Consider the following 19,026-nt stretch of genomic DNA (forward strand, 5'->3'; position numbering starts at 1 on the left):
TGGCAGTTCTGGACTGCTCGTTTATCAGAACGACGAGGAAATACCGAACTTCAGGTTCTGTACCCGGTCGAAGTCTTCCTTGGCAACCGGCCAAGCGTAGTCAACACGCAGCGGACCGAACGGCGAAGCCCAGATCAGGCCGATACCCACCGATGCGCGCAGCGAGGAGTCGTTGCCCTCAACCGTTTCGCCCGGCGCCATCGTGACCTTGTTGCTGTAGAGCGTGCCGGCATCGGCGAAGACCGCACCACGGAAGCCGCTGTCACGCGGGATACCCGGAAGCGGGAACGTCGCCTCGGCCGAAGCCGTGAAGTAGGTCGTGCCGCCGAGTGAATCGCCCGTAGCCTTGTCGCGCGGGCCGATACCGTTGCGCTCGAAGCCGCGGATGTCGTTAGAACCGAGCTGGAACTGGTCGAAGACCTGGAGATCGCTGCCGGTTTCGAAGATGTGACCGGCGCTACCACCGAGCGACGCGATGATGTCCGCCTCGTCGTTGACGGTGTAGTACCACTTGGCCTTGCCGGTCATCTTGTAGAAATCGGAGTCGCCACCGAGGCCTGCAAACTCGTGCGTGAAGGTCGCCAGGATACCGTCATGCGGCAGCTGCGCATCGTCGAGCGTGTTGTAGGTGATCGACTGCGATACCGACGAACGAACCCAGTTTCCACCCTCGACCGCGCGAACGTAGGGCGACGACAGCTTCGCAACGTTGCCGCTATAGTCGAATTGCGTGAAGTTGTAGCGCAGCGTGGTCGACAGGTTTTCGGTGATCGGCGCCGTTACGCGCAGGCTGAAGCCCTGATCTTCGTAGCTGTAGTTGTCGTCGTCGAAATCGTTCTCGTTCTTGAACACGTCGAAGCCAGCAGCCAGACGATAACCAAGGAAGTACGGCTCGGTGAACGAAACGTTGTAGGTCCGGCTCTCGTCACCGCGACCGGCAGCGACGCGAATATACTGACCGCGACCCAGGAAGTTCTTCTCTTCGATCGACGCCTCGACCAGGAAGCCGCCACCGCTACCGGCGGAGTAGCCAGCACCGATACCGAACGAACCGGTCGATTGATCCTGAACATCGACAATCACGACGACGCGGTCAGCAGCGCTGCCCGGTGCAGTCGAGATATTGACGCTCGAGAAGTAGCCGAGGGCCTCCAGGCGACGCTTGGCGCGCGCAACCATCTCCTGGTTGAAGGCATCGCCTTCACCCATGTCGAATTCGCGACGGATGACGTAGTCACGCGTGCGGGTGTTGCCGCGGATCTCGATGCGCTCGACGTAGGCTCGGTCGCCCTGGTCGACGAGGTAGTCGACGGCGATCGTGTGGTTGGCGAGGTCGCGGTTGCCGCGCGGCGTAACGCGCGCAAAAGGATAACCAGCCGAAGCGACGCGCTTCGAAATCTCGCTCATCGTCGCCTGAACGTCCTTGGCCTTGTAGACCGAGCCTTCACGGCTCACGACGAGACCCTTCAGCTCTTCGGCATTGATGCCCTCGACGGTCGATTCGACATTGACGGCGCCGAAGTCATAACGCGGACCTTCTTCGACGGTGATCGTCACCGTGTACTCGTTGGTCGCCTCATTGAGCGTCGCGTCAGAGGAAACGACCTGGAAGTCCGCGTAACCGCGGTTGTAATAGAACTGGCGCAGCAGCTCCTCGTCGGCGCGAAGCTTGTCCGGATTGTAGACGTCCTTGCGCGTGATGAACGAGAAGATGCCCGATTCCTTCGTCGCGATGACCGACTGAAGACGGCCGTCGCTATAGGCCTCGTTACCAACGAAATTGATCTGGGAGATCTTGGTGCGCTCGCCTTCATTGATCACGAAGGCAAGGTTGACACGTCCTTCGGCAACCGGAACGACCTGCGTCGTCACCGTGATGTCGCTGCGGCCGATGGCAGCATAGGCGTCCTTGATTGCCTGAATGTCCGTTTCGACCGTCGCTTCGCTGTACGGGCCGAGCGGCTGCGTACGGACGACGCCCTGCAGCTTGTCGTCCTTGATCTTGCGGTTGCCGTTGAAGACGACCTGGTTGACCAGCTGGTTCTCGCTCACGCTGACGACCAGTGTACCGCCGGCGACATTGATGCTGACGTCGGAAAAGTAGCCGGTGGCATAGAGGCGCTTCACGGAAGCGTCGATGTCAGTGTTGCTGAAGGCCTTGCCCGGAACGATCGTGATGTTCGCACGGACGGTCTCCGCGCTGACGCGCGTTGCCCCGCGCACTTCGACACGATTGATGACCGCAGCTTCTGCGACAGACGTGCCTGCGAGCAACCCAACTCCAGCGCCGGAAACAACAATGCTTGTTGACAGCGCAGCCGCCGACACCGCGTTCAAAAACCTTGAACCAGCTTTCATGTTCAAATCTTACCTTTTCCAAACGTCGCGCGGCAGTTTCGTGCCGACTCCGGTCACGGTTGCCGTTTTAACCGCTTTTCCCATACAAGCAAGCCAGCTCGTTAATTTCTGTTTACTTCAATTCGAACCGTGGCTTAACGGCCACTACAGCCTCGAGTTATCGTAAACAAAACCTTTCTTCGCAGGCCGTTGAAAACCAATCGTTCACAGTGTCCGCCGAATTCCCCCTCGCCTTTCCCCGACCGAACGCTAGCCGAAGAACATCGATATGTCGTTCCAGGTGGCAAAGACCATGAGCATCAAAACCATGGCAAAGCCGATCCGATAGGCGACATCCTGCGCGGCAGGACCGACAGGCTTCCCGCGCAAGGCCTCAATCGCATAGAACATCAAATGGCCGCCATCAAGCACCGGCACGGGCATGAGGTTAAGCAATCCTATGGAAACTGACAGGATCGCAGCGATATTCAGCAGGAATGGAATACCGAGCGTCGCCATCTGTCCGGAGACCTTGGCGACGCGGATCGGTCCACCGATCTGGTCCGCCTTCATCCGTCCGGTCAGTACGTTGCCCAGGTAGTCGAAGGTGCCCGTGATCACGTGCCAGCTTTGCAGGACGCCCTGGCCCACGGCCTCGATCGGGCCATAGGTGACGGTGCGGAAATTGCCGGCTTCCTGGTCGGTCAGGATGCCGATGATGCCAATCTCCATCTTGTTGCCGAACTGGTCGGCGAGTTCCGTCCGCTGAGGCACCATCGGCAGATCGAGTATCGCGCCATTGCGCTCGATTCGGATCGTGATCTTCAGTTCGGGCCGCACGCTGACATAGCGGCGAACGTCGTCGAAGGTCGTCACCGGCGTGCCGTCGATCGAGATCAGCCGATCGCCCGGGATGACGCCCGCCTGCGCTGCTGCGCTGTTTTCGTTCACCCGCGCCACCACCGGATCGGCGACCTGGCGGCCGTAAACGGAGAACAGAACGGCGAAGATCGCAATCGCGAGGATGAAGTTGGCGATCGGCCCTGCGGCAACGGTGGCCGCACGCTTCCAGAGCTTGGCGCCAACAAAGGTCTTGCCGCGCTCTTCCGGCGCGATCGCCTCCAGGCGCTTGTAGTCCGGCACGCTCGCAGCGTCCTCGTCGCCGAAGAACTTGACGTAGCCACCGAGCGGGATCGCCGACAATTTCCAGCGTGTTCCGCGTCGATCGGTCCAGCCGAACAGTTCGGGACCGAAGCCGATCGAAAAGGCAAGGATGCGTATTCCCGACCAGCGGCCGACGAGGTAGTGCCCCATCTCGTGTACGAAGACCAGCAAGGTCAGCACGAGAAGGAAGGGGATGATATAGCCGGTCAGAAACTGAAAGGCATCGAGCAGATAGGTCATGAACGTTCCTCAAGTCCCTGCGGTCGGCATCAAGGGCCGAGCAGGACCGAACCGAAGGCGATCTGGCGCCCGTCGCTGACGAAATACTGAATCATGACCAGAATCAACGCCGCGATGCAGGCGAATATCAAACCGTCGACTCGATCCATGACTCCGCCGTGCCCCGGAATGAGACGACTCGAATCCTTCACGCCAAAGCGCCGCTTGATGAAGGACTCGAACAGATCCCCAATCTGGCTGGCAACCGAAAGCACCAGGGCAATAATCGGGATCCGAAGATCTTGCAGCGAAAAGTATGCCATAAAAACGGCAATACCGGCGAGGATGCCACAAATCGTGCCGCCGATGGCGCCCGACCAGGTCTTGCCGGGCGATATGCGCGGCGCAAGCTTCGGGCCACCGATCGCACGACCGGTGAAATAGGCGAAAATGTCGGTTGCCCATACCACGGCAAAGACGAACAGCGTCGCGATCAGGCCGAGATCGTCGGCGCCACGCAGTGCGGCCAGCGAGATGCCGGTGAGGCCCGCATAGGCAATGCCTCCGGGCAGCCACCAGCTCGTCTTTTGAACAAGGACCCAAAGCAATGCGGCGCCGATGCCGAACGCCAGGAAGGGAAGGCTGTAGCCGATGTAGCCGGTGACGACCAGACCTGCGATCACCGCCATGGAGAGCCAACCGAAGGCATTGCCCTGGAAATCGCGCTCAACCAGGCCGGTGATCGTCGACCACTCGTAGTAGACGAGAAGCGCGATCAGGACGGAAAGGAACTGGAAAGCGAGCCCGCCGAACCAAGTCGCAGCGAGAGCGACCGCTGCGAGCACCACCCCCGAAGCGATGCGAAGCTTGAGTTCAGTTTGCATCAGGAACCAACCGCCCGCGTCGGCTCGACCAATCCGCCAAAACGGCGCTCCCGGCAAGCATACTTCTCCAGAGCCGCCAGGAAGGTCTCACGTGTGAAATCCGGCCACAGTTCGGGAACGAAGATCAGCTCGGAATAGGCGCCCTGCCAGAGCAGGAAGTTCGATAGACGCTCTTCGCCGCTCGTACGGATGATGAGGTCCGGATCAGGTATATCGGCAGTGTCCAGCGCAGCCGCAATGCGTTCCTGGTTGATGTCCTCCGGGCGCAAGCGCCCTTCGGCGACATCGACGGCGAGGCGACGCATCGCGCGGCTCAACTCGTCCCGCGCGCCGTAGTTGAAGGCGATAACCAGGGTAATTCCGGTATTCGCCCGCGTCGTTTCCTCGGCCTCTATCAACAAGGGCAGGATGTCGCCGCGCAGGTTGGAGCGGTCGCCGATGACACGGATGCGGACGTTCTCGCGATGCAGGTCGGCGAGATCCCGGCGGATGAAGGTCTTGAGCAGCCCCATGAGGTCGCTCACCTCCGGCTCCGGCCGGCTCCAGTTTTCCGAGGAGAACGCAAAAAGCGTCAGATAGCGAATACCCAACTGGGCCGCCGTCTTGACGGCATCGCGAACGGTCTCGACGCCTTTGCGATGCCCCATGGTGCGCGGTAGCCCACGTGCGTTAGCCCAACGCCCGTTGCCATCCATGATGATGGCAACATGTTCAGGAACGGTCGTGGAGATGAGGTTTTGCATAAGGCGTCCGCGAAAGGAGACTCAGATCACGAGCAGATCAGACCTGCATGATTTCCTTTTCCTTCTCGGCGAGCAAGCGGTCGATCTCGGAAATCGTTTCGTCGGTCATCTTTTGCACGCGCTCGGACTGAGAACGGCTGATATCCTGACCGATTTCGCCATCCTTTTCGGCTTTTTTCAGGTCATCCATACCGTCGCGGCGCACGTGACGTACGGCTACCTTGGCTTTTTCAGCGTAATCGTGGGCCACCTTGACCAGCGACTTGCGGCGCTCTTCGTTGAGCTCGGGCAACGGAATGCGCAGGTTCTGGCCGTCGATGATCGGATTGAGGCCGAGGTTCGATTCGCGAATGCCGCGATCGACGGCGCCAACCATCTGCTTGTCCCAGACCGAAACGGACAGCATGCGCGGCTCGGGAACGGTGATGTTGGCAACCTGGTTGAGCGGTACGCGCGAGCCGTAGGCTTCAACGGTCACCGGGTCGAGAACATTCGCCGACGCCCGGCCGGTACGAAGCGATGCAATATCGCTCTTGAATGCGGAAATGGCGCCATCCATGCGACGCTTCAGTTCCTTCAGTTCAACACCTTCACTCATGGTCGAAACTCCCGTTCTATCATTCGCCGGCCCGAGGGCCGTTCTGCGGCGTACTTAGTTGTCTGTGACGATGGTCGCGCGACCGCTGCCGGTCAAGATTTCCGCGAAACCACCCTTTTCGTGGATCGAGAAGACGACGATCGGAATGGTATTTTCGCGTGCAAGCGCAACGGCGGCAACATCCATGACGGCAAGGCCCTTTTCAAGGACCTCGCTGTGGGTCAAGCGATCGAAGCGGGTCGCAGTCGGATCCTTCTTCGGGTCGGCGGAATAGATACCATCGACCTGAGTGCCCTTGAAAATGGCCTGAGCCCCCATTTCCGCCGCGCGCAGCGCCGCAGCCGAGTCCGTCGTAAAGAAGGGATTGCCGGTGCCGCCGGCGAAGATCACGACGCGGCCGAGCGAAAGATGATGAAGCGTTGCGCGCTGCGAGAAGCTTTCGCAGATCTCCGGCATCGCGATTGCCGAAAGCACGACCGTGTCGATGTCGAGCTTGCGCAGCGAGGTTGCCAGCGCCAGCGCGTTGATGACCGTTGCCAGCATGCCCATGTGGTCGCCGGTCACCCGGTCTCCACCCTTGGAGGCCACCGCGACGCCGCGGAAGATGTTGCCGCCACCGACGACGACACCGACTTCGACGCCCATGGCGCGCGCTTCGGCGATGTCGGCGGCGATGCGGTCGGCGACCGCCACGTCGATACCGAAGCCCTGGCTGCCCATCAGGGCTTCACCGGAGGCTTTGAGGAGAACACGCTTGTAGATTGGCTCGGCCGGCATCATCGCTCCTGATCAGATCGGTGCGCGTGCGCACGACGGCGGCGCACAGCGCATAAGGACATATTGCGCTCTCCGGTTTCAACCGCTGCGGAGTCATTTCCGGCGGGTCCGGCGCATTGACGAAGCCCGATACACGAAGGGCACCGCGTTGTCACGCGATGCCCCGAGGTTTTCCCAATATGGGTGAAGAAATCAGCCCTTGGCGACGGCCGCGACTTCTGCAGCGAAGTCGGACTCTTCCTTCTCGACGCCTTCGCCGAGCAGCAGGCGAGCCATGCCGGTCACTTCGATCGGTGCGCCAGCAAGCTTTTCAGCGTCCTTGACGGCCTGACCGACGGTGATTTCCGGGTTCATGACGAAGGCCTGCGACAGCAGGGCGACTTCTTCGAAGAACTTGCGCATGCGGCCTTCGACCATCTTTTCGATGATGTTGTCCGGCTTGCCCGAAGCGCGCGACTGTTCGATGAAGACGTTGCGCTCGCGCTCGGCGACAGCAGCGTCGACTTCTTCGGCGCGGATCGCCAGCGGGTTGGTCGCAGCGATGTGCATGGCAATCTGGCGGCCGACCGAGTACAGCACTTCCTTGTCGCCGACCGACTTCAGCGCGACGAGAACGCCGAGCTTGCCGATGCCGTCGCCGGCAGCGTTGTGGATGTAGGTTGCGACAACGCCGTCTTCGACCTTGAGCAGAGCCGCGCGACGCAGCGTCATGTTCTCGCCGATCGTGGCAATCGCGTCCTTGATCGATTCGTCGACCGACTTGCCGGTCGCCGGATAGTTTGCGGCTGCAATGGCTTCAACCGTGCCGTCGGTGCCGAGCGCTACGTTGGCGACGCCGCGAACGAGTTCCTGGAAGGCTTCGTTACGGGCAACGAAGTCGGTTTCGGAGTTGATTTCGACGACGACGGCCTTGGTGCCGCCGCTGACGATGCCGACGAGGCCTTCGGCAGCCGTACGACCCGACTTCTTGTCGGCCTTCGCGATACCCTTGGCGCGCAGCCAGTCGATCGCTGCTTCCATGTCGCCGTTGGTTTCAGCAAGTGCCTTCTTGCAATCCATCATGCCTGCGCCGCTCTTTTCGCGCAGTTCCTTCACCATTGCTGCAGTCACAGTCATCTTTTTTGCCTCTTTGTCTGTTTGGCGGGGCGTACCCGCGCATGGCGCGATGCCAGGAGGTTTGGCAGGGAATGGCTTTTCAATGTGACACCGTGATGAATGCATCACGCTGATGTTGCTCGGATCCAACGATCCGAACGGATCGGCGCCATCCCCGGCTGAAAAGAACAAGGCCGTTCAGACTTTCATCACAAACGGCCTCGTCCCGACATTTCATTGGGGGCGACAGGGTTATCTGCCGCCAGAGCCCGATCAGGCGTCGGTGGCCTCGTCGAGTGCCGGCTCGACCGGAACTTCGGCAGAGGCGCCGAGGTCACGGCCTGCTGCGCCCTGCTGGCGTGCGATGCCGTCGATGGCAGCGCGAGCAATGAGGTCGCAGTAGAGAGCGATGGCGCGCGAAGCGTCGTCGTTGCCCGGGATCGGATAGTCGATCTGGTCCGGATCGCAGTTCGAGTCGATGACGGCTACGACCGGGATGCCGAGGCGCTTGGCTTCGTCGATCGCGATCGATTCCTTGTTGGTGTCGATGATGAACATCAGGTCCGGGGTGCCGCCCATGTCGCGGATACCGCCGAGTGCGCGGTTCAGCTTTTCGCGCTCGCGCTCGAGGTTCAGGCGTTCCTTCTTGGTGAAGCCCGAAGCTTCCGAAGCGAGGATTTCGTCGAGCTTGCGCAGGCGCTGGATCGAGTTCGAAATCGTCTTCCAGTTGGTCATCATGCCGCCGAGCCAGCGAGCGTTGACGTAGTACTGGGCCGAACGCTTGGCAGCGTCAGCGATGATTTCCGAAGCCTGGCGCTTGGTGCCGACGAACAGAACGCGGCCGCCGTTGGCAACGGTGTCGCTGACGACCTGCAGGGCGCGCGACAGCATCGGTACGGTCTGAGCGAGGTCGATGATGTGAACGTTGTTACGATCGCCGAAAATGTACGGCTTCATCTTCGGGTTCCAGCGGTGCGTCTGGTGGCCGAAGTGAACGCCAGCTTCCAGAAGCTGACGCATGGTAAAATCAGGCAATGCCATGCCTTTTTCTCCTTTTCCGGTTGAACCTCCGCGAAGCGTCGAGCATGGTCTTTCGACCGGCCCACCGGCGGAACGATCCGGATTTCTCCCGGAACATCCCATGCTTCACGTGTGGAATGGGCAGCCCCTTAACCTCAACCGCCCGAGAAATCAAGACGCGAAAGCCGCTTTTTGGCGGGATCGCCTATTTGCAGTCCTCGGAATTGAAGACTTCGAGGTCAGCGAGCTTTCCGCTGAGGACAAAATCGCCGTAGTCCATCGTCAGGTCGCGGGTGATCCCGTTTTCATAGAGCTTGAATGACATGCGGTAGATCGGCAGGGCATCGCCGCTCTTGTCGTCGTTGAAATAGGAGATCGTCACCGGCCAATAGCTTTCGCTACCGAACTTGCCGGCTTTGCCCGCATCCGGCTCGTCGGCGGTGGGCTTGCGCGATTTGCCGACGAAGGTCGAGGTGATCAGCGTCTTGTCGCCCGAGTCGGAACCGTCGAAGATGCGCGCCTCGAACAGGCTTTCCCCCTTCTTTGCCCGCGAGATCACTTCCATCATGTGGGCGGTAGGGAACCGGCTGGCCGCGAGTTCCACCTCACGCTTGTCGGGCGCGGTCAGCTCGACCTTGACGCCGGCCTTTTCCTCGTGCGCCGTGCCGCGCACTTCCTTATCCAGTTTCTCGTCCGTGAAGGAACGTGTCAGGAAGCGGAAGTTGCCGCTCTTCAGGTCTTCATAGGTGGTCGTCTGTTGGTCGGTGAGACGCACTTCCTCGCCGGTGTCGACCTGGGTCACGAAGCGGAAGCTGACCGTATAGCCCTCGCAGGCGGAGCCATTGAATTCATAGACCATGCGACCATACATTCCGGCAATGCCCGAACGATCCGACGCATCCTTGAGTTCGAGATCATAGACGGCGCGATGCGGCACGAGGATGTTCGCACTCGCCGCCGTCGCGCCCGACGCCGTCATGACGGCGAAACAAACGCTGCCCAGTGTGACGAGACCGAAGCCTTTATGAAACATCCGTTTCCTCCTGTTGGACTCGCCGGCAATGCTATAAACAAGCGTTCGGCAGAAGCGAGGCGGTGATTGCAGGAAAAGCCGGGCCCCCGCCGCGATCCGGCCTGAATGCAGGATTTTAACACAAAAGACAACAATGGAGCTTTCCATGTCCGCAGAGATCGAAACGCGCCTCAAGGACCTCGGCGTCACCCTTCCCCAGGCTGCGACCCCGGTCGCGAACTATGTGCCGTACGTGATCAGCGGCTCCATGCTGTACATCTCCGGGCAGCTTCCGATGGAGGACGGCAAGGTGGCCGTGACGGGCATTGTCGGCAAGGATGTCGACGTCGCCCGCGCACAGCGCGCCGCCGAACTCTGCTCGATCAATATCCTCGCACAGGCAAAATCCGCGCTCGGCGGCGACCTCGGACGCATCCGTGGTCTCGTAAAGATCAACGGCTTCGTCGCCTCGACGCCGGAATTCACCGAGCAGCATCTGGTCATCAACGGCGCCTCCAATCTGCTGGCCGGCGTGCTCGGCGAAGCAGGCAAACACGCCCGCGCCGCCGTCGGCATGGCCTCGCTTCCCTTCAATGCCGCCGTCGAAATCGACGCGGTCATCGAGATCGCCTGATCGGGGTGCCCGGCATGGCTGATATTTCCTGGCTGAAGGCCCAACCGATCGCCCATCGCGGCTATCACGACATGAACAGGCAAGTGTGGGAGAATACACTCTCGGCATTCTCCCGCGCCGTCGAGGCGGGTTTCGCGATCGAGTGCGACCTGCAATACACCGCCGACAGCATCCCGGTCGTCTTCCATGACGACGACACGCAGCGCCTCTGCGGTATCAAGGGCGATGTTCGCTCACGCACCGCCGGCGAGCTCGGCCTGATGGCGATCGGCGGGACGAAAGACAAGGTGCCGACCTTGACGCAGATGCTGCGGCTGGTCGACGGCAAGGTGCCACTCGTCATCGAACTCAAGGGCCGCAAGGGCGACGACGAAGGCTTTGCCGCCGCCGTTCTGGAGACCCTCGAAGGCTATAAGGGACATGTCGCCCTGATGAGCTTCGATCACTGGCTGCTCAAGGATCTGAAGGCGCTCGACGCACCCTACCCGCTCGGCCTGACCGCAGAAGGCGCCAATCCCGAAACCTTCTTCGTGCACGAGGAAGCGATGCAGTTGGGGCTCGACTTCATCTCCTACCACTACGGCCACCTGCCGAACCCGTTCATCACCAAGGAGCGGACACTCGGCAAGACGATCATCACCTGGACCGTACGCGACCGGCAGGCCGAGGCTTACACCTACGCCCACGCGGACCAAATGACCTTCGAGGGTTTCGACCCGCGGGAGGCCCTGGTTTCCTGAACTGATGTCAGACGCCGTCACCATCCGTATAGCCCAATCCTTTGCCGATGTGCCGGCAGCACGTTGGAACGTGCTTTCCGGTGCGGCGAAGGAGCATCCCGACGGCGTCTACAATCCCTTCCTCTCGCATGCCTATCTCTCCGCTCTTGAGGAATCCGGATCGGCTACCGCCAAGACCGGTTGGCTCGGACAGCATCTGCTTCTCGAAGGATCGGACGGCCATCTGCGGGGCGGCCTCGTCTGCTATCTGAAGAGCCACAGCCAGGGCGAATATGTCTTTGACCATGGCTGGGCCGACGCTTTTGAGCGGGCCGGCGGGCGCTACTATCCGAAGCTGCAAAGCTCCATCCCCTTCACACCGGTCACCGGACCGAGACTGCTTACGGCACCGGGGGAGAATGGTCGAGCGGTACAGGATGCGCTTGCCGCGGGCTTGAAGGAGCTTGCGCGCAGGCACGACGTCTCGTCGGCGCATGTCACCTTCGTGCCGGAAGCCGAGATGCCAGCCCTCGAGCGTGCCGGCTTCCTGCACCGCACCGACCAGCAGTTCCATTTCTCAAACGAGGGTTACGGATCGCACGCCGATTTCCTGGAGACCCTTGCCTCGCGCAAGCGCAAGGCGCTCAAGAAGGAACGCAGGGCTGCACTCGAGAACGGCATCTCGATCGACTGGTTGACAGGCCGCGATCTGACGGAAGCGATCTGGGACCAGTTCTTCGCCTTCTACATGGACACCGGCGGCCGCAAGTGGGGTCGTCCCTACCTGACACGCGCCTTCTATTCGCTGATCGGCGAGCGCATGGCCGACGATATCCTGCTGGTGATGGCGCGTCGCAACGGCCGCTACATTGCCGGCGCGATCAACTTCATCGGCGGCGACGCGCTTTACGGCCGTCACTGGGGCTGCATTGAGGACCATCCGTTCCTGCATTTCGAAGTCTGCTACCACCAGGCGATCGACTTCGCGATCGCCAAGGGCTTGAAGCGGGTCGAGGCCGGTGCCCAGGGCGAACACAAGCTCGCGCGGGGCTATATGCCCGTCACCACCCATTCGGCGCATTTCATCACCCATCCGGGGCTCGCCCGCGCGGTCGCCGACTATCTTGACCGCGAGCGCAGGGATGTGGAGGAAACGGGCGAGATTCTTGCAGAACACGGACCTTTCCGCAAAGGTGAGCGGCAAGACGACTAGACCGCTTCGGCGAGGGCCGGCCTGCGCCAATTCACGAGGAACGACAATGAGATACGACGACAACAACATCTTCGCCAAGATCCTGCGCGGCGAAATTCCTTCGCACCGCGTCTACGAGGACGATGCGACGATCGCGTTCATGGATGTGATGCCGCAGGCCGAAGGCCACTTGCTCGTCGTTCCGAAGGCTCCCTCGCGCAACCTGCTCGATGCCGATCCGGCGACGCTGCCAACGCTGATTGCGACCGTGCAGAAACTGGCGATCGCAGCGAAAGAGGCCTTCGAGGCGGATGGCGTCACGGTCATGCAGTTCAACGAGGCACCGGCCGGCCAATCGGTCTTCCACCTGCACTTCCATGTCATTCCGCGGCGCGCGGGCGTGCCGCTGAAGCCGCATTCAGGTACCATGGAAGACGGCGCCGTGCTGGCGGCCAATGCCGAAAAGGTTCGGCAGGCGCTCTGATCGCGCCTTCAATCTCTGCCTGAGTTGTTGTTCCGCCGAGACGGCTTCCCTGCTCGGCGGATGGCTTTTTCACGTCACCGGTCTTCGGCGAAGACAACCGCTCAGAAACCGAGCAACCAGAGCCCTGACGCGAGCCCTGCGATCGCGGTCGCTATCCCGATCGCCGGCTTTCGGTCGAAGAGAAAGAAAGCCACGGCCCCAAGCGCAACGGACCCCGTGCGCAGCCAGAGTGGGGATTGCTCGAGCACTCCCGTCGGATAGAGGACGAGCTTGGCGATGACCGCGGCGACGAGAGCGGTCGCGACCGCCCTCACCCAATTCAACGCTTCGGAATCATCGCGCAGCTTGTTGCCGGCAACCACGCCCAGCCAGCGCCAGACGTCGGTTGCCAGCCAGCCGGCGATCGCGATGAAGGCATAGGGCCACCAACCGTCCTGCCACGTCATGCGCCCACCTCCTTGCGTTGGCGCCAAAGGCGCTCGACCAACCAGGCGAGCGTGCCGCCAACGAGGCCGGCAATCAGGATATCGAATTCCGGAAACAGCCAGTAGAACAGCGGCCCGCCGGCGAGGCCGAACAGGAGCGCGACGTAGACGACGGGATGGCGCGCGGAATGCCATATCGATGCGAGGAAATAGACGGGTGTCAGGAAGAAGAGACAGCCGGCAACGATCGGCGGGAAGTCCGCGACGAAGTGGTAGACGACGGCGACCAGCAACATGTTTGTCGCGACAAGCGTGATGCCGAAGCCGGCAAAGAAGGCGGCACGCCGCCCGCGCGGCACCTTCGGCACCTTCTCCATTGCGAACACCCAGGCGGTGATCGCGATGAAGTGCGACAAGAAGAGGAGCAGCCATGTGGGCGTTCGCGACGTGCGCAATTCCGGAACGAGCGCCGCAACCATGGGCATCAGACGAACGGACGACAGCGATACCGCCAGGAACGCGGCCGCAAGATTTGCGCCGCTCATCATCGAGCCGACAAGGATTACCTTGGCCGGAAGCGCCCAGACGATGCCGGTCATGAAGACGACCTGCTGCACCGGAATTCCAGCCTGCGCCGTCAGCGAGCAGAAGCCGACGAAGGACAGCATCAGGATGAAGGCCGGCAGGCTGAAGATGCCGCGCATACCCTTCCCGAACCAGGCGAGCGAAGATTGCTCGTCTTCTTCCCTGTTCATCGGCACTTCCGGATTGTCTTTGACTCAGAAAAACGGTGCCGGATGGTTTGCATCCGGCACCGTCGAACATCTCTTGCAAGCGCCTATTTCTTGCGAGGCACCTTCGGCACCGTGCGGCCCTTTCTCGGAGCCACGTCGCTGGCCCCAGCCTCTCTACCCGACGACGCCTTGGCGGCAGCCTTCTTCGGCTTGGACTTCGGCGCAGACTCGGCGCCCACTTCTTCCTTATCTTCGGCCTTCTTCGGCTTTGTGGTCTTCATCGCCGGGCGGGAAACCTCCGCCTTCGGCTTGATTGGCGTGGTTTCGGGAACGGCATCCAGCAGCAAGCCCTTGGTGCCATCGGCCTTGGTGCCGATCGTCACCTTGACGACGCCGCCCTTCTTCAGCTTGCCGAAGAGGATTTCATCGGCGAGCGGCTTCTTGACGTTTTCCTGGATGACACGCGCCAGGGGCCGGGCACCCATCTTCTCGTCGTAGCCCTTCTCGGCAAGCCAGGCGATCGCCTCGGGCGCGAGGTCGAAGGTGACGTTGCGCTCGGCAAGCTGGGTCTCCAGCTGCATGACGAACTTCTGCACCACCTGGTGGATAACCGGGGTCGGCAGCGAAGCGAACGGGATCACCGCGTCCAGACGGTTGCGGAATTCCGGCGTGAATAGGCGGTTCAGCGCCTCTTCGTCCTCACCCGTGCGCTTGGAAGAACCGAAGCCGATGGCGGCCCGGGCCATTTCTGATGCGCCGGCATTGGTCGTCATGATCAGGATGACGTTGCGGAAATCGATCTTCTTGCCGTTGTGATCGGTCAGCGAGCCGTGATCCATGACCTGCAACAGGATGTTGAACAGATCCGGATGCGCCTTCTCGATCTCGTCGAGCAGCAGCACGCAATGCGGATGCTGGTCGACGCCATCGGTCAACAGGCCGCCCTGGTCGAAGCCGACATAGCCGGGAGGTGCACCGAGCAGGCGCGAAACCGTGTGCCGCTCCATGTATTCCGACATGTCGAAGCGCAGAAGCTCGACGCCGAGCGACGTCGCAAGCTGCTTGGCGACTTCCGTCTTGCCGACGCCGGTGGGGCCGGAGAAGACGTAGCAGCCGATCGGCTTGTTCGGTTCCCGCAGGCCAGCGCGCGCCAACTTGATCGACGAAGCGAGTGCTTCGATCGCCAGATCCTGGCCATAGACGACCGAGCGCAGTTCCTTCTCGAGATTGGCAAGCACTGCCTCGTCGTCCTTGGAGACGGTTTTCGGCGGAATGCGCGCCATCGTCGCGATCGTCGCCTCGATCTCCTTCTCGGTGATCAGCTTACGGCGCTTGCCGGCGGGCAGCAGCATCTGCGCCGCGCCGGACTCGTCGATCACGTCGATCGCCTTGTCGGGCAGCTTGCGGTCATTGATGTAACGGGCCGAGAGCTCGACGGCCGCCTTGATCGCCTCGTTCGAGTATTTCAGGTGGTGATATTCCTCGAAGTACGGCTTCAGCCCCTTCATGATCTCGATCGCATCGGCAATCGTCGGCTCGTTCACGTCGATCTTCTGGAAGCGGCGGACGAGCGCCCGGTCCTTCTCGAAGAACTGACGGTATTCCTTGTAGGTCGTCGAGCCGATGCAGCGGATCGCACCGTTGGACAGCGCCGGCTTCAGCAGGTTGGACGCATCCATCGCGCCACCGGACGTGGCGCCGGCACCGATGACCGTGTGGATCTCGTCGATGAAGAGCACGGCACCGGGATAATCCTCCAGTTCCTTGACGACTTGCTTCAGGCGCTCCTCGAAATCGCCGCGGTAGCGCGTGCCGGCGAGCAAGGTGCCCATGTCCAGCGAGAAGATCGTCGCGTCCTGCAGCGCCTCCGGTACCTTCTTTTCGACGATCCGCTTGGCAAGGCCCTCGGCAATCGCCGTCTTGCCGACGCCGGGGTCGCCCACATAGAGCGGATTGTTCTTGGAACGGCGGCACAGCACCTGGATGGTGCGGTTCACCTCAGAGTGACGCCCGATCAACGGGTCGATCTTGCCGGACTTCGCCTTTTCATTGAGGTTGACGCAGTAAGCGGTCAGAGCGTCCTGCTGCTTCTTGGGACCGTTTTCCTCGGTGTCGCGCGAAGGCTTCTGCTCGGATTCGTGATCGTCGGCGCCGCGTACCGGCCGCGACTCGGAACTGCCCGGGCGCTTGCCGATACCGTGCGAAATGAAGTTGACGGCGTCGTAACGCGTCATCTCCTGCTCCTGCAGGAAATAGGCAGCATGGCTCTCGCGCTCGGCGAAGATGGCAACCAGCACGTTGGCGCCGGTCACTTCCTCGCGGCCGGACGACTGGACGTGGATCACCGCGCGCTGGATGACACGCTGAAAGCCCGCCGTCGGCTTGGAGTCCTCATCGTAGCCGGTCACGAGATTGGAGAGCTCGTTGTCGACATAATCCGTCACGGTTTTGCGCAGCGTCTCGAGATTGACGTTGCAGGCGCCCATCACGGCTGCCGCGTCGGCATCATCGATCAATGCCAAAAGCAGATGCTCGAGCGTGGCGTATTCATGATGGCGCTCGTTGGCAAAAGTCAGTGCCTGGTGCAGCGCCTTTTCGAGGCTGGGCGAAAATGTTGGCACGTTAGTTCCTCATTTCTTTTCCATGACGCATTGCAACGGATGCTGATGCTGCCTGGCAAAATCCATCACCTGCGTCACCTTGGTTTCGGCGACCTCATAGGTGAAGACGCCGCACTCTCCGACGCCGTGATTGTGGACGTGGAGCATGATACGGGTCGCCTCTTCCGGGTCCTTCTGAAAGAAGCGCTCCAGAATGTGGATGACAAACTCCATCGGCGTGTAATCGTCATTCAAAAGCAGAACACGATACAAACTCGGCTTTTTGGTCTTCGGCTTGGTACGCGTGATGACGGACGTGCTGCGGTTGTTGCCGTTTCCCTCGTCATCGCTACCTTGCTGCATCCGGACCGGCATGGCGATCATTCTTGTCAGTTCCTTGTACAGCAGCGACCCCATTGAACACGGCCGCAGCGTGCTTGCCCTTTATCTAATGGTTCGTTTCCAGATTTTAAGACCGAACCAACGCACTGCAATCATAATCGCACGAGCGCGCGCAAGATTGATCAACTTTCTTCGGGCCGCTCACAGCAAAAAGCGAGAAAACAAAAGGGCCGGTCGCAATTGCTGCGACCGGCCCTCGATAAACTTGTGTGCTCAGCGATCAGGCGGCGGCAGCGGCGGCCTTGACTGCTGCCGTTGCCTTGGCAACCGGCGCTTCGTAGGGCTTGTAAGCATCCTTGGCGAGATCGGCGTACATTTCGCCGATCTTCGTAGCCTCGGCGACGAAGCCTTCGTAGCTCGACTTGATGTAGTTGGTCTGCAGTTCGAAAGCAGCTTCGACACTCTTGGTGGCCGACAGCTTCTCGACGTGCGCAACGCCTTCTTCGAAGGACTTCTTGGAATAGTCGGCAGCTTCGGTCGCGATAGCCTGGAGACCCTTGGTCCAGGCGGAATAGCTCTTTACAGCCACATCAATGGCTTCTTTGCTCTTCTTGTTTGCATCATCGAAGTTGAACATCGGGTGTCTCCTTAGTGACGGCCTGATCTGGAGGCTTCAGTTTATGTGCACTGCACAAAAAGTCAAGACGAGTGTGCAACGCAATAAAATACAACGGATGCAACAACTTGATGAAGAAATGCCGTCGAGCGTAAAATTTCCTTCGATTTTTGCCGAAGACGGAAGATGAATGCCGCGAGCAATTGCCCAAAACGACATCAAGGCTTCATCAGAAACAATAAGCCCCAAAAATCGCGGGGATTTTCGGGGCTCGCTACTTTGTCGTCCGTCGTCAGGACTTAGAGGTCGATGTCGAGGATCGCCATGGAGAAGTTGTAGGAAAGCTCGCCATCTTCCTCATCGCGGAAAACGACACCGAGGAACTCGTCACCGAGATAGACCTCAGCGGACTCGTCCTTCTTCGGGCGAGCCTTGACGACCATCTGCTGGTTGAAGGTGCGCTTGAAATAAGCTTCAAGCTTGCGGATTTCTTCGGGCTTCAAAACACGTCTCCGTAGCCGTTTATCTGTGCGGCGCTTCTCGCACGCTGCATCGCCGGGTGTAAACCCCTCGAAAGAGGCTTACGCACCGGTTCCCGTGTGTTCAGATATCGAAGCTGCTCAGGATCTGGTCCATCTGACGCGACGGCTCGGAGCAACCGGCCTCGCCCACCACCTTCGCCGGCACGCCTGCGACCGTCGTTTTCGGCGGTACCGGTTTCAACACGACGGAGCCAGCGGCGATGCGCGAGCAGTGGCCGATATGGATATTGCCGAGAATCTTGGCGCCGGCGCCGATCAGGACTCCATCGGCGATCTTGGGATGGCGATCGCTGCCTTCCTTGCCCGTGCCGCCGAGTGTCACGCCGTGCAGGATAGAGACATTGTCGCCGATCACGGCCGTCTCGCCGACGACGAGACCGGTGGCGTGGTCAAGGAAGATACCGCGGCCAATACGGGCGGCCGGGTTGATGTCCGTCTGGAAGACGCTCGACGAACGGCTCTGCAGATAGAAGGCGAAATCCTTGCGGCCGCGCTTCAAGAGCCAATGGGCAAGGCGGTGCGTCTGGATGGCGTGGAAGCCCTTGAAATAGAGCACCGGCTCGATGAAGCGGGTGCAGGCGGGATCGCGGTCATAGACCGCCTGGATATCGACGCGCAGGATGGCGCCCCATTCCGGCCAATCCTCAAGCATCTCCGAGAAGGTCTGTCGCAAAAGGTTCGCCTGGAGGTCGGGATGATCCAACCTCTCGCAAATGCGATAGATCACACTTTCTTCGAGCGAGTGCTGATTGACCACCGTCGAATAGAGGAAGGCCGCAAGCATCGGGTCCTGCTCGGCTGCCACGCGGGCTTCCTCACGCAGGCTGTTCCAGATCGGGTCCATCACCTTCAACGCTTCCGTCTGGCGAAGTTCGGTCTTGGCGACCAT

The 19,026-nt window shown here is 60.7% G+C and carries 21 protein-coding genes; 5 read left to right on the plus strand and 16 right to left on the minus strand.

What is annotated here, in order from left to right:
• Positions 1 to 24 precede the first annotated feature (24 nt).
• The gene (gene bamA / locus AC0C6X_RS25055; RefSeq protein WP_472955823.1) at positions 25 to 2,358 is read right to left on the minus strand and encodes an outer membrane protein assembly factor BamA; all 2,334 of its coding nucleotides are present in this window, start codon (positions 2,356 to 2,358) and stop codon (positions 25 to 27) included.
• Here bamA and AC0C6X_RS25060 point away from each other — a divergent pair.
• A complete protein-coding gene (locus AC0C6X_RS25060) occupies positions 2,300 to 2,524 on the plus strand; it encodes a hypothetical protein (RefSeq protein ID WP_173514879.1) in 225 nt (74 codons plus the stop codon). The genes bamA and AC0C6X_RS25060 overlap by 59 nt on opposite strands.
• Before the next feature lie 83 nt (positions 2,525 to 2,607).
• Here AC0C6X_RS25060 and rseP read toward each other — a convergent pair whose 3' ends face one another.
• The 8 genes from rseP to AC0C6X_RS25100 all read right to left on the minus strand — a co-directional run bounded on the left by rseP (position 2,608) and on the right by AC0C6X_RS25100 (position 9,870).
• Complete coding sequence (rseP, locus tag AC0C6X_RS25065) at positions 2,608 to 3,741, minus strand: RIP metalloprotease RseP (protein WP_173516392.1); 1,134 nt, start codon at positions 3,739 to 3,741, stop codon at positions 2,608 to 2,610.
• Between the two features lie 29 nt (positions 3,742 to 3,770).
• Positions 3,771 to 4,604 (minus strand): phosphatidate cytidylyltransferase, encoded by an 834-nt coding sequence (locus tag AC0C6X_RS25070; protein WP_173516391.1) that lies wholly within the window; start codon positions 4,602 to 4,604, stop codon positions 3,771 to 3,773.
• Complete coding sequence (locus AC0C6X_RS25075; protein WP_173516390.1) at positions 4,604 to 5,347, minus strand: isoprenyl transferase; 744 nt, start codon at positions 5,345 to 5,347, stop codon at positions 4,604 to 4,606. The genes AC0C6X_RS25070 and AC0C6X_RS25075 overlap by 1 nt, the downstream gene beginning before the upstream one ends.
• A 37-nt stretch (positions 5,348 to 5,384) precedes the next feature.
• The gene (gene frr, locus AC0C6X_RS25080; RefSeq protein WP_173516389.1) at positions 5,385 to 5,945 is read right to left on the minus strand and encodes a ribosome recycling factor; all 561 of its coding nucleotides are present in this window, start codon (positions 5,943 to 5,945) and stop codon (positions 5,385 to 5,387) included.
• A 54-nt stretch (positions 5,946 to 5,999) separates the two neighbouring features.
• The gene (pyrH, locus tag AC0C6X_RS25085; protein ID WP_173516388.1) at positions 6,000 to 6,722 is read right to left on the minus strand and encodes a UMP kinase; all 723 of its coding nucleotides are present in this window, start codon (positions 6,720 to 6,722) and stop codon (positions 6,000 to 6,002) included.
• 192 nt (positions 6,723 to 6,914) lie between these two features.
• Positions 6,915 to 7,838, minus strand: coding sequence for a translation elongation factor Ts (gene tsf, locus AC0C6X_RS25090; RefSeq protein WP_173516387.1), 924 nt, complete (start codon positions 7,836 to 7,838; stop codon positions 6,915 to 6,917).
• A gap of 252 nt (positions 7,839 to 8,090) precedes the next feature.
• Positions 8,091 to 8,858 (minus strand): 30S ribosomal protein S2, encoded by a 768-nt coding sequence (gene rpsB / locus AC0C6X_RS25095; protein ID WP_173516386.1) that lies wholly within the window; start codon positions 8,856 to 8,858, stop codon positions 8,091 to 8,093.
• Between the two features lie 184 nt (positions 8,859 to 9,042).
• Positions 9,043 to 9,870 carry a cell envelope integrity EipB family protein gene (locus AC0C6X_RS25100; protein ID WP_173516385.1) on the minus strand — a complete coding sequence of 276 codons (828 nt, stop codon included), beginning with the start codon at positions 9,868 to 9,870 and terminating at the stop codon, positions 9,043 to 9,045.
• 145 nt (positions 9,871 to 10,015) lie between these two features.
• Here AC0C6X_RS25100 and AC0C6X_RS25105 point away from each other — a divergent pair, with 145 nt between their 5' ends.
• The 4 genes from AC0C6X_RS25105 to AC0C6X_RS25120 are packed head-to-tail and all read left to right on the plus strand — an operon-like array spanning position 10,016 to position 12,878.
• Positions 10,016 to 10,483 carry a RidA family protein gene (locus AC0C6X_RS25105; protein ID WP_472955827.1) on the plus strand — a complete coding sequence of 156 codons (468 nt, stop codon included), beginning with the start codon at positions 10,016 to 10,018 and terminating at the stop codon, positions 10,481 to 10,483.
• 14 nt (positions 10,484 to 10,497) lie between these two features.
• Positions 10,498 to 11,223 (plus strand): glycerophosphodiester phosphodiesterase, encoded by a 726-nt coding sequence (locus tag AC0C6X_RS25110; RefSeq protein WP_173516383.1) that lies wholly within the window; start codon positions 10,498 to 10,500, stop codon positions 11,221 to 11,223.
• Positions 11,224 to 11,227: 4 nt separating this feature from the next.
• Positions 11,228 to 12,415 carry a GNAT family N-acetyltransferase gene (locus tag AC0C6X_RS25115; protein ID WP_472955829.1) on the plus strand — a complete coding sequence of 396 codons (1,188 nt, stop codon included), beginning with the start codon at positions 11,228 to 11,230 and terminating at the stop codon, positions 12,413 to 12,415.
• 46 nt (positions 12,416 to 12,461) lie between these two features.
• The gene (locus tag AC0C6X_RS25120) at positions 12,462 to 12,878 is read left to right on the plus strand and encodes an HIT family protein (RefSeq protein WP_173516381.1); all 417 of its coding nucleotides are present in this window, start codon (positions 12,462 to 12,464) and stop codon (positions 12,876 to 12,878) included.
• Between the two features lie 101 nt (positions 12,879 to 12,979).
• On the opposite strand, the gene AC0C6X_RS25125 is transcribed toward AC0C6X_RS25120, so the two are convergent.
• The 7 genes from AC0C6X_RS25125 to cysE form a co-directional block, all read right to left on the minus strand.
• On the minus strand, positions 12,980 to 13,324 hold the full coding sequence (locus tag AC0C6X_RS25125; RefSeq protein ID WP_472955834.1) for an AzlD domain-containing protein: 345 nt from the start codon (positions 13,322 to 13,324) through the stop codon (positions 12,980 to 12,982).
• Complete coding sequence (locus tag AC0C6X_RS25130; protein ID WP_173516379.1) at positions 13,321 to 14,058, minus strand: AzlC family ABC transporter permease; 738 nt, start codon at positions 14,056 to 14,058, stop codon at positions 13,321 to 13,323. Before AC0C6X_RS25130 ends, AC0C6X_RS25125 begins: the two co-directional genes overlap by 4 nt.
• An 83-nt stretch (positions 14,059 to 14,141) precedes the next feature.
• Positions 14,142 to 16,658: an ATP-dependent Clp protease ATP-binding subunit ClpA gene (gene clpA, locus AC0C6X_RS25135; protein ID WP_173516378.1), complete on the minus strand. Its 2,517-nt coding sequence runs from the start codon at positions 16,656 to 16,658 to the stop codon at positions 14,142 to 14,144.
• A 9-nt stretch (positions 16,659 to 16,667) separates the two neighbouring features.
• On the minus strand, positions 16,668 to 17,021 hold the full coding sequence (gene clpS / locus AC0C6X_RS25140) for an ATP-dependent Clp protease adapter ClpS (protein WP_173516377.1): 354 nt from the start codon (positions 17,019 to 17,021) through the stop codon (positions 16,668 to 16,670).
• 238 nt (positions 17,022 to 17,259) lie between these two features.
• Complete coding sequence (locus AC0C6X_RS25145; protein ID WP_173516376.1) at positions 17,260 to 17,616, minus strand: phasin family protein; 357 nt, start codon at positions 17,614 to 17,616, stop codon at positions 17,260 to 17,262.
• A 278-nt stretch (positions 17,617 to 17,894) separates the two neighbouring features.
• Positions 17,895 to 18,098, minus strand: a complete 204-nt coding sequence (locus AC0C6X_RS25150; protein ID WP_034796738.1) for a DUF3126 family protein — start codon at positions 18,096 to 18,098, stop codon at positions 17,895 to 17,897.
• Positions 18,099 to 18,198: 100 nt separating this feature from the next.
• On the minus strand, positions 18,199 to 19,026 hold the full coding sequence (gene cysE / locus AC0C6X_RS25155; RefSeq protein WP_173516375.1) for a serine O-acetyltransferase: 828 nt from the start codon (positions 19,024 to 19,026) through the stop codon (positions 18,199 to 18,201).

This window comes from Ensifer sp. VA4 (assembly GCF_055710065.1).